We start from the raw sequence: 14,570 nt of genomic DNA, 5'->3' as shown, positions 1-14,570 counted from the left end.
CGCCGTTCCCGTGACGGGACGGGCGGGCCGGCCCTCCCCTTATCGAAAAGGGGGCGGGGCCCTTACTAGGATAGTGACCCATGAGCCGACATGGTGACGCCGAGCTGCGCGCCGGCAAGGCCCCCTCTCAACGTCAGCTGCGCGTGGGCGAGGAATTGCGCCACGCCCTGGCCGAAATCCTGCGCCGGGCCGATTTCCGCGACCCCGACCTGCAAGACCTCAACGTGACGGTCAGCGAGGTGCGCATCAGCCCCGACCTGAAGAACGCCACGGCCTTCGTCATGCCGCTGGGCGGCGGCCATCCGGAGCAGATCAAGGCGCTGAACCGCGTCTCGGCCTATCTGCGCAGCCAGGTGGCCAAGGCCATGCGCCTGCAGCATGTGCCGCGCCTCAGCTTCCAGGTCGACGTGTCCTTCGACTATGCCCAGCGCATCGACCAGTTGCTGCACCGCCCTGACGTGCAGCGCGACCTGGATCATGCGGACGGCGATCATGACGACGGTGGCGCGGACGCCGAGGACGGCGCCGACGCGGAGCGCCACGATGGCCCGTAAGCGCAAGGGCCGGCCACTGCACGGCTGGCTGGTGCTGGACAAGCCGCCGGGCATGACCAGCACCCAGGCCATGGCCAAGGTGCGCTGGCTGATGCAGGCGGAAAAGGCGGGCCACGCCGGCACGCTGGACCCCATCGCCACCGGCATCCTGCCCATTGCCTTCGGCGAGGCCACCAAGACCGTGTCCTACGCCATGGACTGTGGCAAGACCTACCGCTTCACCCTGCGCTTCGGTGAGTCCCGCACCACCGACGATTTGGCGGGGGAGGTGACGGCCATCCATCACCACCGCCCCAGCGACGAGGCCATCGAGGCGGCACTGGAGAATTTCCAGGGCGAGATCAGCCAGGTGCCGCCGCAGTTCTCCGCCATCAAGGTGGCGGGCGAGCGCGCCTATGATCTGGCGCGCGAGGGTGAACGGGTGGATTTGGCGCCGCGCATCGTGCGCGTGGACAGCTTCCTGCTGACCGGCCGCCCGGACGCCGACCACGCCGAGTTCGAGGTGGAGTGCGGCAAGGGTACCTATATGCGCTCGCTGGCGCGCGACCTGGCCCTGGCCTTGGGCACGGTGGGGCACGTGTCCGTCCTGCGGCGTTTGCGGGTCGGGCGCTTCACCATGGATCAGGCGATTTCGCTTGACGAATTGGAACGGGTGGCGCAGACACCCACGGTCGAAGGACTTCTGCAACCGATCGAGACCGCGCTGGACGACATCCCGGCGCTGGCCCTGGCGGAAGCGGAAGCGCACCGACTGAGACACGGACAAACGGTGGCGCTGCTGCGCCGTCATGATCTGGAACGGCTGGAAGCCATTCACGATCAGTTGGCGGGCGGGGAGCCCATCGCGCTTGCCATTTCAGGTGGCAAGCCGGTGGCGTTGGTCCATGTCGAGGGGGCGGAGGTCCGTCCGGTGCGCGTTTTGAACCTCTAAGTGATGGAGACGACGATGTCGATCACTGCCGAGCGCAAGCAGGCGCTCATTGCCGAGTACAAGACCGCCGAAGGCGACACCGGTTCGCCCGAGGTGCAGGTCGCGATCCTGACGGAACGCATCACCAACCTGACCGATCACATGAAGTCCCACAACAAGGACTTCCACTCCCGCCGTGGCCTGCTGGTCATGGTGAGCCAGCGCCGCAGCCTGCTGGACTACCTGAAGCGCAAGGACGTCGCCCGCTACACGTCGCTGATCCAGCGTCTGGGCCTGCGTCGCTAAGGGTATGGTCCGGACGACGCTCCTGGCGCAACCGACCGCAGTCACCGGTGGCACCGGCCGCCCTCCGTCCGGCGGGCCTGGCGCCCCGATGCGGTCGCGCCGCGCCGGGATTCTCGTTCGGACGGCCCAACAGCGCTTCGGTTTTGGGTATTGAGTAGTAAGGAAGGCCAGCCGGGTGGACCCGGTTGGCCTTCTGTCATTTAAAGGTTTCCAACGCGGGTCTGCCGATAGGACCCCGGCTCGGCCGTCCAATCCGGGACGTGCATCCGAGTATCGGATGGAAGGAAGAAAGATATGTTCAAGGTTTTCCGTAAAGAGATGGAATGGGGCGGCCGCAAGCTGGTCCTCGAGACGGGCAAGGTCGCCCGCCAGGCCGATGGCGCTGTCATCGCCACCTACGGCGACACGGTCGTGCTCTGCACCGCCGTCGGCGCCAAGTCCGTGAAGCCCGGCCAGGACTTTTTCCCCCTGACCGTCAACTACCAGGAAAAGGCGTTCGCCGCCGGCAAGATCCCGGGCGGCTTCTTCAAGCGCGAGGGCCGTCCGACCGAGAAGGAGGTGCTGACCTCCCGCCTCATCGACCGCCCGATCCGCCCGCTGTTCGTCGACGGCTTCCGCAACGAGGTGCAGGTCGTCTGCACCGTGCTGAGCCATGACCTGGAAAACGATCCCGACATCGTCGCGATGATCGGCGCCTCCGCCGCGCTGACGCTGTCCGGCCTGCCCTTCCTGGGCCCCATCGGCGGCGCCCGCGTCGGCTACAAGGATGGCGAGTTCATCCTGAACCCGACGCTGGAGCAGGTCGAGACCACCGACCTGGACCTGGTGGTCGCCGGCACGCAGGAAGGCGTGCTGATGGTCGAATCGGAAGCCAAGGAGCTGTCCGAAGAGATCATGCTGAAGGCCGTCATGTTCGGCCACACCGCCTTCCAGTCGGTGATCAACCTGATCATCGACCTGGCCGAGCAGGCCGCCAAGGACCCGTGGGATCTGCCGCCGCCGGCCTATGACAAGGCCGCGCTGAAGGCCAAGCTGAACGAGCTGGTGGGCGCCGACATCCGCGCCGCCTACACCCTGACCGTGAAGCAGGAACGCTATGAGGCCATCTCCACCGCCAAGAAGAAGGCGGTCGAGGCCCTGACGGCGGACGCGGCCCACACGGCGGAAGCCGTGGGCAGCACCTTCAAGGATCTGGAGGCCGACGTGCTGCGCGGCACGGTCCTGGAGACCGGCAAGCGCATTGACGGCCGCACCACCGTCGACATCCGCCCCATCGTGGCGGAAGTGGGCGTGCTGCCCCGGGCCCACGGTTCGTCCCTGTTCACCCGGGGTGAGACCCAGGCCCTGGTGGTCGCCACCCTGGGCACCGCCCAGGACGAGCAGATCGTGGACGCGCTGGAAGGCGAATACCGCGAAAACTTCATGCTGCACTACAACTTCCCCCCGTACTCCGTGGGTGAAGCCGGCCGCATGGGCAGCCCGGGCCGTCGCGAGATCGGCCACGGCAAGCTGGCCTGGCGCGCCGTGCATCCCCTGCTGCCGGCGAAGGAAGCCTTCCCCTACACCCTGCGTCTGGTTTCCGAGATCACCGAGTCCAACGGCTCGTCCTCCATGGCCACCGTCTGCGGCACCTCGCTGGCGCTGATGGATGCCGGCGTGCCGCTGCCGCGCCCCGTGGCCGGCATCGCCATGGGCTTGATCAAGGAAGACACCGGCGTCGCCGTGCTGTCCGACATCCTGGGTGACGAGGATCACCTGGGCGACATGGACTTCAAGGTGGCCGGCACCGAGGCGGGCGTGACCGCCCTGCAGATGGACATCAAGATCACCTCGATCACCGAGGACATCATGAAGGTCGCCCTGGCGCAGGCCAAGGACGGCCGTCTGCACATCCTGGGCGAGATGGCCAAGGCCATCGGCGGCGCCCGTGACGCCGTGAACCAGAACGCCCCGCGCATCACCGTGATCAACATCCCGAAGGAGAAGATCCGCGACGTGATCGGCTCCGGCGGCAAGGTGATCCGTGAGATCGTGGAGCAGACCGGCGCCAAGATCGACATCGAGGACGACGGCACCGTGAAGGTGGCGGCCGTGGACAGCAAGGCGTCCGACGCCGCCATCAAGTGGATCAAGGGCATCGTCGCCGAGCCCGAGCTGGGCGAGATCTACGTCGGCAAGGTCGTGAAGGTCATGGACTTCGGCGCCTTCGTGAACTTCCTGGGCGCCCGCGACGGCTTGGTCCACATCTCCGAACTGTCGCCGCAGCGCGTGGCCAAGGTGACCGACGTGGTCAACCAGGGCGACGAGGTGAAGGTGAAGGTCCTGGGCTTCGACGATCGCGGCAAGGTGAAGCTGTCGATGAAGGTCGTCGACCAGGCCACCGGCGAGGACCTGAGCAAGAAGGACAAGGCCGAGGAGGCGTAAGCCTCCGGGGCCGGACTTTTTGCCGGATTTTTTGCCCCAGCGGCAAGGGCACCTTGCCGCTGGTAGCCCCGCGAGGGCGGGCGCCGCCGTTTGAGGCGGACTATAATAAGCCCGAGGCATCCGGCCGCAGCCGATGCCTTTGGTTAAGGATTAAGCCGCCCAGGGTAGCTTGGGCGGCTTTTTCTATGTCTGCCGCGTGCCGACAACGATTCATTTGTGGCGAAGTCTGGGCACTAATTCGGTCTAGCCATGAAATAAGGGCTTAGTATTGATTTCCAGCCGTGCGCTGAGGGCATGGAAAGTGTGACGATCCTCACAGGTTATGACCGTCTCGAGGGCGTAATGAATCGGTCATCCATCAGTAGTTACTCGCAATAGTAGCGCGATGGACTTGAAGGTGGTGACGAAACATCGCCGGAACACGCCCAAGATTTATTGCTTGCAGCAATGAAATTGTGGCGAATTAGGGACCTAAAAGGAGAGTTACCATGTCGCGTTTACGGACTATTGTCTTAGCTGCTTCGGCTCTGGTCGCGGTTGCCGCGACGCCGGCCCTGGCGCAGAGCACGTTCGATGGCGGCTATGTTGGTGCCAACGCCGGCTATGACTGGTTCAACGCCCATCAGCGGGCCACCGTCGGCGGCCAGCAGAGCACGCCCAGCCATGAGACCCAGGGTTTCAACGGCGGCCTCTTCGCCGGCTACGGCCAGACCGTTTATGACAACATCTATGTTGGCGCCGAAGGCGAAGCCAATTTCTACACCGGCGATCGGACCTACGGCGACGCCCTGGGCAGTTATCGCGTGCAGCCCAACTACAGCGCCGGCGTCAGCGCCCGCCTGGGTTATGTGGTCCAGCCCGACCTGTTGCTGTTCGGCCGTGTCGGTTACCAGCACACCTCCATCGACACGACCAATGCCCTGACCGGTGGCGCCTCCCGCCAGTATGCCCAGGACTATGACGGCGTGAAGTACGGCGTCGGCGCCGATTACGCCATCGATGAGCACCTGTTCACCCGCATCGAGTACGACTACACCGACTACTCGCACTCCACGCGGGATCTGGCCGGCGGCCAGCTGCGCACGACCCCGGACGAAAGCCAGGTCCGTGTCGGCGTCGGCATCCGCTTCTGATAATAGCGTGCCTTCTTGAGGAAAAGGCCCGGGCGCATCCCCGGGCCTTTTTCATGGTCGAACGTCCTTTTTCTCAGAACGCGACCCGCGTCCGCCGGAGCGTTTCGGGAAGCCACAGGCGGACTGAAACGCAAGGATGGCCAAGGGGCGGATGCCCCGCCGGCGCCTGGGGCCAACGAATCACCGCGTGGAATACGTCGCCCAGGTGCGCACCGGGCCCGTGTCCACGTGGGTGTGACCGCTGCCATCGTAGAAGGCGGCACCACCGCGCTGCATGGTCTTGGCGATCTCCGTGATGGCGTCGCCCTTAAGCGCCGGGATGCGGATGTCGGCGGCGCGGCCCTGCATGTGGAAGCTTTCGCGGGCGGCGTTGCGGTTGACCTTGACCAGGACGGCATTGGTCTCGGGTGAGCGGTAGCCCGACAGGATATCCACCTGCGTGGTCGGCGGCAGGCTGGAGCGCAGGATGACACCGCTGATGAAGTCCATCAGCGCCGGGTCGATGTCATGGGTCTCGCCGGTATGGCGATCGCGCATGATGTGCGCCACCTCGGCCATGGCACGGGCGTCGTAGGCGCCGTCATGCCAGTAGATGACGTCCACCTTCTCCTTGCTGGGCGGATGCACCAGCACGACGCGGCGAATGGCGGCGGTATTTGCCGGCGGCAAGTCGGCTTCCGCCGGGGGTACGGGGAAGGGCTTGGGCGAGCCGCCGCACGCCGCGACCCCGGCCAGCATCAGGCAAAGGGATGCCGCCCGGGCGAACCGGAAAACGGGTTTTATCATGGGACCAGCCGATATCCGCCGGGTTCGGTCAGCAGCAGGACGGCGTTGGCCGGGTCCCGCTCCATCTTCTGCCGCAGGCGGTAGATATGGGTTTCCAGGGTGTGGGTGGTGACGCCTTCGTTATAGTTCCACACCTGCTCCAGCAATTGCTCCCTGCTGATGATCGCGCCCTCGGCGCGGTGCAGATAGGCCAGGATTTGTGCTTCCTTGTCGGTCAGGCGGGTCTCGGCGCCGGTGCCGTCGTCCCGCAAGGTGCGGGCGACCGCACGGAACTCATAGGGGCCGATGCGCAGGGCCGGGTCGTCACCCGTGGGCCGGGCATGCTGGCGCAGCTTGGTCAGCAGGGTGCCGATGCGGAACGGCTTCACCAGCCGGTCGCTGCAGCCCGCGACATCGGGTTCCCCCTCCGCCGCCATCAGCAGGATGGGGCAGTCCACGCCGGCCTGGCGCAAGGCGGCGCAGACGGCGGCTCCGTCCATGTCGGGCAGGCGGCTGGCCAGCAGGATAGCTTCGAACGAAACCGCCTGAGCGGCGGCCAGGGCCGTGGCGCCATGGGCGGCCTGCCGCACGTCGAATTCCTCCAAGGCCGTCAGCTGCTCGGCCAACAGGTGGCGCAGGGTTTCGTCATCCTCAACCAGCAACAGCTTCTTGGCGCCTGGGGTCGTCATAGGCCTGGACTAGGGAAACGGGGGATGGAGGCGGACAGTCGTCTGGTCTTCTTACCATGGGTGCGGATCGTTCGCACGGGATCCATGGGCGCATGCCCCATGGGTTGGCTTCCCCTCTATCGCCTGGCCAGGATGTCGGCGTGGCCCACGATCAGTTCCACCTGCATGACGGCGGCGCGGCGGCGCTCGCGCCAGGCGCCGATGCGGTCGGCCATGGCGGGGTCGCGCGCTTCCGCCTGGGCGGCCAGCATGTCCACCAGGTTCAGGTGCGCCTGCCGGGCGCGCAGGCCGGACAGCCGCCAGTCCGACCGGGCGCCGTCCAGGCGATAGCCCGCCGCCTCCAGCCTTTCCACCAGAACCGAGGATGCCTGGTCGCCCAGCGGGGGGCCGAAGCCGTAGTCGCGCTGGGCCGCGGCCGTCGCCAGTTCCACTACCATCCCATCGTCCGGATCCTCCGGCCGCCAGAGCAGCCGGCCATCCTGCACCCCGGTGGCCAGTACGGGCGGCAGGCCGCTGGCCGTCAATTCGATGACGAAATGGTCAAGCCATTCCGCCGATACGCGATCGAAGAAGGCATTGCCGGTAACGCCGTCATGGCGCTGGATGCCCAGGTCGTGCAGGTCGGACGACATGTCCCTCTGGATCAGGGTCAGGCGGCTGCGCATGTCGTCGCCAAACAGGATCAACTCGCCCACCGCGCCCGGCGTTGCGGCTTCCGGCGGGTTGCGCGCCATGCCCCAGCCCAGTTCATGCGCCCAGCGCTGCATGCGCTCCGCCACGCCGCCCAGGACCGTGGCGTCGGTGTCCATCAGGGTCCAATCCTGGATCATGCGCCCCAGGCGGGGCAGCAGATGGCGGACGTTGGCGCCCAGGCCGGCACCCAGATCCAGGACATGGGGGCGCGACGGCACCATGCGGGCGAATTCCCAGGCCAGCTCGATGGCCCGCGCCTTATCGTCCAGCGGCTCGCGCAGGGCCTGCCAGTCGCTGTCGATGATCTGCGGCTGGATCATGCCCAGCCTCCGCGACCGCCGCCGGGGGGCGGGCCGGAAGAGGGGTCTGAGGCCGGGGCGAAGACACGGAACATCCCGTTCGGGTCCTGACGTGGCGGGGCAGGCGCGATGGCCGGAAACAATCGGAAACGGGGAGAGAAACACCGTTGCATCAGTGGGTTACCGTGGTGTCCGGCCACCGCCCAATGGTCGAGCGTGCCACTTACTCTGGTGTTTCGCGCCGGGAAAAGCCATGGCGCGATCGGTCATATCGGCTGGCCGCCCGGCGCGGGGCTGGTGCGGCGGTCGACGCCGGCGCGGGAATTATTCCCGCACGCCGTCCCACCGGCGGGCTGGGGACCCATGCAACGCTAGCGCTTCGCCCGCGCGTCGGGGACCGATACCGTGTGAATTGGGCGGAAGTGGTTGTGCCGGGCGGGCCAAATGACCATCTGCTGCCCATATGCCGGCGCCCTGGTTTTCGCGCCGTTCCACAGCTAAGTCCCGCAGTTAAGTCCCAAGGCTCCGTGCCGTTCTCCCGTGTCGCCTGGATATACCCGCATGTCGCTCGCCGCCGAACCCATCTCGCCCCTGCTGCGGACCGCCAGCCGCTCCGTCCAGCGCGCGGTGTCCGAGTTGCGCCGCGGCGATCTGGTGATGCTGCAGGGCGGTGACGGCCGTGCCCTGCTGCTGCGCGCGGCGGAGATGGCGGACGCCCCGGCCCTGGCCCTGGTGCGGCAGGCGGCGGCCCAAGGCGGCGGGGGCGAGCCGGCCCTGGTGGTGACCGACAAGCGCGCCATCGCCGCCGGTCTGCTGGCCCAGGCGGTAGAGCCGGCGCAGGCCGACCCCATGGGCGCCGGCACCGTGGTCATCGCCCCGGCCCCCGGCCCGTCGAATAAAGGTCCGTCGAGCCAAGGCACGTCGGGTCAAGGCCTGACGCCCGACCTGGTGCGCCTGCTGGCGGACCCCACCCGCCCGGGTCACGCCACCCTGGACATCACGCCCATAGTCCGTCCCTTCCCCTCCGCCGAGGGCGAGGCCCTGTTGCTGGTCAAGCTGGCGCGCCTGCTTCCGGCCGTCGTGGTGGCCGAGGTCCCGGCCGCCCGCGCCGCCGAGGTGGCGGCGCGCAACGATCTGCTGACGGTGCGTGGCGCCGACGTCCAGGCCTACCAGGCCGCCGGCGAGTCCACCCTGCGCCAGGTGGTGGAAGCCTCCGTTCCCCTGCTGGATGCGGAGGACACGCGCCTGATCGCCTTCCGTGCGCCGGACGGCGGGGTGGAGCACCTGGCCATCCTGATCGGCAACCCCGATCCGGCGCAGCCGGTGCTGGCCCGCCTGCATTCCGAATGCTTCACCGGCGATCTGCTGGGCTCCTTGCGTTGCGACTGCGGCGCCCAGCTGCGCGGCGCCATCCGGGAGATCGCGGCCCAGGGCAGCGGCGTGGTGCTGTACCTGGCGCAGGAGGGCCGCAACATCGGCCTGATGAACAAGCTGCGCGCCTACCGCCTGCAGGACGCCGGCGTCGATACGGTGGATGCCAACCTGATGGTGGGCTTCGAGGCGGACGAGCGCACCTACCTGCCGGCTGCCACCATGCTGAAGGCCTTGGGCTTCCACGCCGTGCGGCTGATGACCAACAACCCGGACAAGCTGTCCCAGCTGGCCCGCTGGGGCGTGCAGGTGGTGGACCGCGTCCCCCACATCTTCCCCGCCAACGGCCACAACATCGCCTACCTGCGTACCAAGGCGGAAAAGGCCGGCCACCTGCTGTGACGACCAGGGCTGTGACGGGCAGGGGCCTGGCAAGGGCCCGGCAAGTCCGGCTGGCCCCGCCCGGTTGAATCTGCCGATGGGCGGTTTCGCATAGCCGGCACTTCAAGCTAATAGGCTGGAAACAATACATATTTAGACTGGCATATCGCTTGCTTTGGATTGTGGGTGCAGGAGAAAGCCCCATGACCCCCAGCGTCCAGTCTGCCCTGTCGCCGTCCTACCCCGATCCCGCGCTGGCGGGTGGCAACGCCACGGCCGCGACCGCCGGCCAGGCGGGGATGACGGGTGACTTCCAGGACCAGCTGGGCCAGCAGGTGGCGCAGGACGCGACGCAACAGGCCGGCGCGTTGCCCGGCCAGGTGGGTGCCGCCCCGGTGGGTACCGCGGCCGCGGTCCAGGCCCAGGCCGCCGCCCACAAGGACAACCACATGTCCTTCTGGGACGTGGTCGACATCATCAACCCGCTGCAGCACATCCCCGTCATCAGCACGATCTATCGGGAGATCACGGGCGACACCATCAAGGCCCCGGCCAAGATCCTGGGCGGCCTGCTCTATGGCGGCCCCATCGGCATGGCGCTGGCCACCGGCGACGCCATCATCGAGGAGGAAACGGGCGAGGACGTGGGCGGCCACGTCATGGACGCCCTGGGCCTGGGGCACCACAAGACCGGCACGGTCACGCTGGATCCTGATGAGGACCAGGGCGGCGGCAAGGGGCGCCAGGGCGGCGACCAGGAACAGCCGGACCATGCTCCTACCGCTGGCCGTGCGCCCGTGGCCAAGGTCGAGTCCCTGGTGCTGGCGCCCCAGACGGACGGCGCGGCCCCGGCTGTGGCGCAGGCGGCGCCGGTTCCGGGCCAAATGGTGCGCACCAGTTCGGTCCCCGCTGGGGCCGTGCCCGGCCTAGCCACGCCGGCCACCACGGTGCGGTCCCAGGGCCAGGCCTTCCCCAACCTGGCGGCCGTACCCGCCATGGCCGTGAACGCTCCCGCCATGGCTTCCCCGGGGGCCGTGCCCGGCGCCAACCCGTCCCAGGCCCTGGCGCAGCAGGCCAGCCAGATCACCAACGCTACCCAGGCGATGGCCCAGGCCGCGAACGCCGCCGCCAACATCGGTGTGAGCACCCAGTCCATGCCCATGGCCGCCGGTCCGCAGCTGATGCCGGCCCAGGCCGCCGCCATGGCCCGGCCAGCCAGCAACGAGGCGGGCACCCATCTGGGGCAGAAGCAGGCGCACGGCCTGACCCTGGCCAACTACCGCGCCATGGCGGGCGCCGGCGCGGGCGCCCCCACCGGCCGCACCTTGGTCGCCCCCAGCTACGTCCAGAACATCAAATCCGCCACCGCCGGCCCCGCCGTGCTGCAGACGGGGGCGGTGCAGGCCAATGCCGCGCAATCCCAGGCGGTACAGTCGCAGGCCGCCCTGGCCGCCGCCTCCCACCCCGCCATGATCCAGGTGATGGATGGCGGCACGGCCGCCACCGCGCAGCCGCAACGCACCCCGGTTCCCCAGGCCATCCAGGCCTACACCAACGCCATGGGCCAGGACACGGCCACCCTGCTGGCCCAGGCCACGGCCGCCTCGGCCAGCATCAACGGCAGCCAGGCGCCCACCGGTGCCCAGCCCGCGATTCCGCAGCAGCCGGGCGGCGTCCTGTCCGCCAGCGCTATGCCGCCGGCCGGGGCGACCGACAGCCAGGCCGCATCCCAGGGTGGCGCCGAAACGGGTGCCGCCGTCATCAGCAACGCCACTGGTGGTCCGCCCCCGCTGCCCAAGCAGTTCATCGCCGACATCATGATGGCCAACCTGGCCAAGTATCAGGCGATGAAGGACGCCCAGGGCGCCGCGCACTGACGTCGCCCCGCATTGACGCGGCCCAATTGATTGGGGCGCCCGTTAAGGTATAGAGGGGGGAATGGACATCCATTTGATCCCTGATCCCGCGTTTCCTGGCCCCGCGTTTTCCAGTTCCGCCACCCCCGGTTCCGGCGCCGGCTACCGTTTGCGCTGGCGGGACCGTCGGGGCCAGGCGCATGAAGCCGCCTGCGTCATCGGCCGGGGTGGCATCATCCAGGACAAGCGGGAAGGGGACGGGGGCACGCCCGTGGGTTGCTTCCCGCTGCGTCGCGTTCTGTATCGCCCGGACCGCGTCTCCGCACCCGTGACGGCGCTGCCGGTGGTGGCGCTCACGCCGGACGGGGGCTGGTGCGACGATCCCACCCATCCCGACTACAACCGCCCGGTGACGCTGCCGTTTCCCGCCGGCCATGAGGTGATGTGGCGGGACGACCACGTCTACGACATCGTCGTGGTGCTGGGGCACAACGACGCCCCTCCCGTGCCCGGCCTGGGTAGCGCCATCTTCATGCACCTGACGCGGCCCGACCGCGCCGCCACGGCCGGCTGCACCGCCCTGGACTTGGACGATCTGCGTCGGTTGCTGTCCCACTGCCAGCCGGGCGACCGGCTGTGCGTGCCTGAGCAAGGACCGATACCATGAGCGACATCCTGCCTTTGGGCCCCTTGCCCCGCCTGATCGGCCACCGGGGCGCCGCCCGCCATGCGCCGGAGAACACACTGTCCGGCATCCACATGGCGGCGGCGCAGGGCGCCAGGTGGGTGGAGGTGGACGTCAAGCTGACGGCCGACCTGGTGCCGGTGCTGATGCACGACGACACGTTGGACCGCACCACCGACGGCACGGGCCCGGCCAAGGACCTGACGCTGGACGCCCTGCGCCAGCTCGATGCCGGGTCCTGGTTCTCGCCCGCCTTCCGGGGTGAGAAGGTGCCGACCTTGGTGGAGGTCATCCAGCTGGTGCTGGCCCTGAACCTGGGGCTGAACCTGGAGATCAAGCCCTGCCCGGGGCGGGAGGAGGAAACGGCCGGCGTCGCGCTGACCCTGGCCTATTCCCTGTGGCCGGACGACCGGCCGCCGCCCTTGGTCTCCTCCTTCGCCGACGCGTCCCTGGACATGGCGCGCCAGGTGGTGCCGCGCTGGCCCCTGGGCTACCTCATCGACCGGCGGCCGGCCAACTGGCGCCAGCGGGTGGAGCAGTTGAACGTCAGTACCATCAACGTCAACGCCCGCAGGGAGGACGCGGCCAGCATTCGGGAGTATAAGTCCACCGGGCGGCCCGTGCTGGCCTACACGGTCAACACGGTGCCCATGGCGCGGGAGGTGTTGAGCTGGGGCGTTTCATCGGTATTCACCGACACGCCCAGCGGGCTCATGGAAATCGCGGGCTGAAAAGGCGGGCTGGGTGGGCAAAAACATCAGGCGCAGTCCCCGTCAAGCGGACGAGGGGCCTTTCGCCCGCCCCGGTTTTCCTATATCCAGCCTGCGATATGTTAGCGGCCGCCCGCCGCCACCCTATATGTATTGGGGACCCGAACCATTCCGGTACCCCTCGCATGGGGCACGGGTTGGCGCGAGGTCCGGTTTTCAGGAGACGTGAGTTGAAGGCGCTGCGGCCATTGGTGATGTCCGGTAAGGAAGTGCTGCCCGTCGTCGAGGGTGGCAAAGGCATCTCCGTTTCCAACGGCGAAAGCTCCGGCGCGTGGGCGTCGGCCGGCGGCGTTGGCACCTTCTCCGGCGTCAACGCCGACGCTTACGACGACAACGGCCAGCTGATCCCCCAGGTCTATCATGGCAAGACCCGCCGTGAGCGGCATGAGGAACTGATCAAGCATTCCATCCGCGGCGGCATCTACCAGGCCCGCGTGGCGCACGAGACGGCGGGCGGCGAGGGCCGCATCCACATGAACGTGCTGTGGGAAATGGCGGCGGCCGAGCAGATCCTGCACGGCGTGCTGGAAGGGGCGCAGGGCCTGATCCATGGTATCACCTGCGGCGCCGGCATGCCTTACCGCGTGGCCGAAATCGCCGTGAAGCACGGTGTGTACTACTACCCCATCGTCTCGTCCGCCCGTGCCTTCCGCGCCCTGTGGCTGCGCGCCTACAACAAGTTCCGGGATTTCCTGGGCGGCGTCGTCTATGAGGATCCGTGGCTGGCCGGCGGCCACAACGGCCTGTCCAACAGCGAGGACCCGCTGAAGCCGGAGGATCCCTATCCGCGCGTGAAGGCCCTGCGCGAGATGATGAACAGCTTTGGCCTGAACGAGACGCCCATCATCATGGCGGGTGGCGTGTGGTGGCTGTCGGAATGGGACCACTGGCTGGACAATCCGGAGATCGGGCCCGTCGGCTTCCAGTTCGGCACCCGTCCGCTGCTGACCAAGGAAAGCCCCATTTCCGACGCGTGGAAGCAGCGGCTGTTGACCCTGAAGAAGGGTGACGTCTACCTGAACCACTTCTCCCCCACCGGCTTCTATTCCTCGGCCGTCAGCAACCCCTTCCTGGAAGAGCTGAAGGGCCGGGCCGAGCGGCAGGTGGCCTATTCGGTGGAGCCGGTCGGCGACCTGACCGCCGAGTTCATGGTGGGCCCGCGCGGCCGCCCGGTGTATCTCACCGAACATGATCGCGAGCGGGCGCAGGGCTGGGTGGCCGGCGGCAACAGCGTGGCCCTGAGGACCCCGGACACCACCCTTATCTTCGTCGATCCCGCCCAGGCGGAGGTCATCCGCCAGGACCAGATCGATTGCATGGGCTGCCTGTCGGCCTGCAATTTCTCCAACTGGGCGCAGAACGAGGAAGGGACCACGGGCCGCAAGGCGGATCCGCGTTCCTTCTGCATCCAGAAGACCCTGCAGAACATCAGCCATTCCGAGGATGTGGAGCACCAGCTCATGTTCGCCGGCCACAACGCCTACCGCTTCGCCAGCGACCCCTGGTACCAGAACGGCTTCGTGCCGACGGTGAAGCAGTTGGTGGAGCGGATCGCGACGGGGTACTGAGTGCGGATCGCGGTCGGGGGACATGACGCGGGATCATCGCAAGGGAAGGGGGCCGGTTTCGGCCCTCTTTTCGTTTGGTCGGCTGAATGATGGCCGCCACCAACCTTTTCCCCAGGCGCAGTCCAGGCCGGCGCCTTTAAATCTGGATTCATTCCAAATTTCATGG

At 67.8% G+C, this 14,570-nt stretch carries 13 protein-coding genes; 10 read left to right on the top strand and 3 right to left on the bottom strand.

Features of this window, described 5'->3' with window-relative positions:
- The first annotated feature begins 80 nt into the window (after nt 1–80).
- The 5 genes from rbfA to Y958_RS13520 all read left to right on the top strand — a co-directional run bounded on the left by rbfA (nt 81) and on the right by Y958_RS13520 (nt 5,327).
- Nucleotides 81–554: a 30S ribosome-binding factor RbfA gene (rbfA, locus tag Y958_RS13540; protein WP_088872379.1), complete on the top strand. Its 474-nt coding sequence runs from the start codon at nt 81–83 to the stop codon at nt 552–554.
- Nucleotides 544–1,485, top strand: coding sequence for a tRNA pseudouridine(55) synthase TruB (gene truB, locus Y958_RS13535; protein ID WP_088872378.1), 942 nt, complete (start codon nt 544–546; stop codon nt 1,483–1,485). The genes rbfA and truB overlap by 11 nt, the downstream gene beginning before the upstream one ends.
- A 15-nt stretch (nt 1,486–1,500) precedes the next feature.
- Nucleotides 1,501–1,770 (top strand): 30S ribosomal protein S15, encoded by a 270-nt coding sequence (rpsO, locus tag Y958_RS13530; protein WP_004271802.1) that lies wholly within the window; start codon nt 1,501–1,503, stop codon nt 1,768–1,770.
- 294 nt (nt 1,771–2,064) lie between these two features.
- A complete protein-coding gene (gene pnp, locus Y958_RS13525) occupies nt 2,065–4,194 on the top strand; it encodes a polyribonucleotide nucleotidyltransferase (protein ID WP_088872377.1) in 2,130 nt (709 codons plus the stop codon).
- Nucleotides 4,195–4,682: 488 nt separating this feature from the next.
- On the top strand, nt 4,683–5,327 hold the full coding sequence (locus Y958_RS13520; protein ID WP_081486429.1) for an outer membrane protein: 645 nt from the start codon (nt 4,683–4,685) through the stop codon (nt 5,325–5,327).
- A gap of 180 nt (nt 5,328–5,507) precedes the next feature.
- On the opposite strand, the gene Y958_RS13515 is transcribed toward Y958_RS13520, so the two are convergent.
- From Y958_RS13515 to Y958_RS13505, 3 genes are all read right to left on the bottom strand, one after another.
- On the bottom strand, nt 5,508–6,113 hold the full coding sequence (locus Y958_RS13515) for a YcbK family protein (protein WP_088872376.1): 606 nt from the start codon (nt 6,111–6,113) through the stop codon (nt 5,508–5,510).
- Nucleotides 6,110–6,781 (bottom strand): response regulator transcription factor, encoded by a 672-nt coding sequence (locus tag Y958_RS13510; protein WP_040843975.1) that lies wholly within the window; start codon nt 6,779–6,781, stop codon nt 6,110–6,112. Before Y958_RS13510 ends, Y958_RS13515 begins: the two co-directional genes overlap by 4 nt.
- 116 nt (nt 6,782–6,897) lie before the next feature.
- Nucleotides 6,898–7,794: a hypothetical protein gene (locus tag Y958_RS13505; RefSeq protein ID WP_088872375.1), complete on the bottom strand. Its 897-nt coding sequence runs from the start codon at nt 7,792–7,794 to the stop codon at nt 6,898–6,900.
- A gap of 540 nt (nt 7,795–8,334) precedes the next feature.
- Here Y958_RS13505 and ribA point away from each other — a divergent pair.
- From ribA to Y958_RS13480, 5 genes are all read left to right on the top strand, one after another.
- On the top strand, nt 8,335–9,546 hold the full coding sequence (ribA, locus tag Y958_RS13500; protein ID WP_088872374.1) for a GTP cyclohydrolase II: 1,212 nt from the start codon (nt 8,335–8,337) through the stop codon (nt 9,544–9,546).
- A 182-nt stretch (nt 9,547–9,728) separates the two neighbouring features.
- Nucleotides 9,729–11,402 (top strand): hypothetical protein, encoded by a 1,674-nt coding sequence (locus Y958_RS13495; RefSeq protein WP_088872373.1) that lies wholly within the window; start codon nt 9,729–9,731, stop codon nt 11,400–11,402.
- A 61-nt stretch (nt 11,403–11,463) separates the two neighbouring features.
- Complete coding sequence (locus Y958_RS13490; RefSeq protein ID WP_088872372.1) at nt 11,464–12,048, top strand: L,D-transpeptidase family protein; 585 nt, start codon at nt 11,464–11,466, stop codon at nt 12,046–12,048.
- On the top strand, nt 12,045–12,797 hold the full coding sequence (gene ugpQ, locus Y958_RS13485) for a glycerophosphodiester phosphodiesterase (protein ID WP_186291194.1): 753 nt from the start codon (nt 12,045–12,047) through the stop codon (nt 12,795–12,797). Before Y958_RS13490 ends, ugpQ begins: the two co-directional genes overlap by 4 nt.
- A gap of 233 nt (nt 12,798–13,030) precedes the next feature.
- Nucleotides 13,031–14,404, top strand: coding sequence for an NAD(P)H-dependent flavin oxidoreductase (locus Y958_RS13480; protein ID WP_088872661.1), 1,374 nt, complete (start codon nt 13,031–13,033; stop codon nt 14,402–14,404).
- Nucleotides 14,405–14,570: the final 166 nt, after the last annotated feature.

Source organism: Nitrospirillum viridazoti CBAmc, assembly GCF_000730165.1.
Taxonomy (GTDB): Bacteria; Pseudomonadota; Alphaproteobacteria; order Azospirillales; family Azospirillaceae; genus Nitrospirillum; species Nitrospirillum viridazoti.
This window is presented reverse-complemented; position numbering and strand designations above follow the sequence as displayed.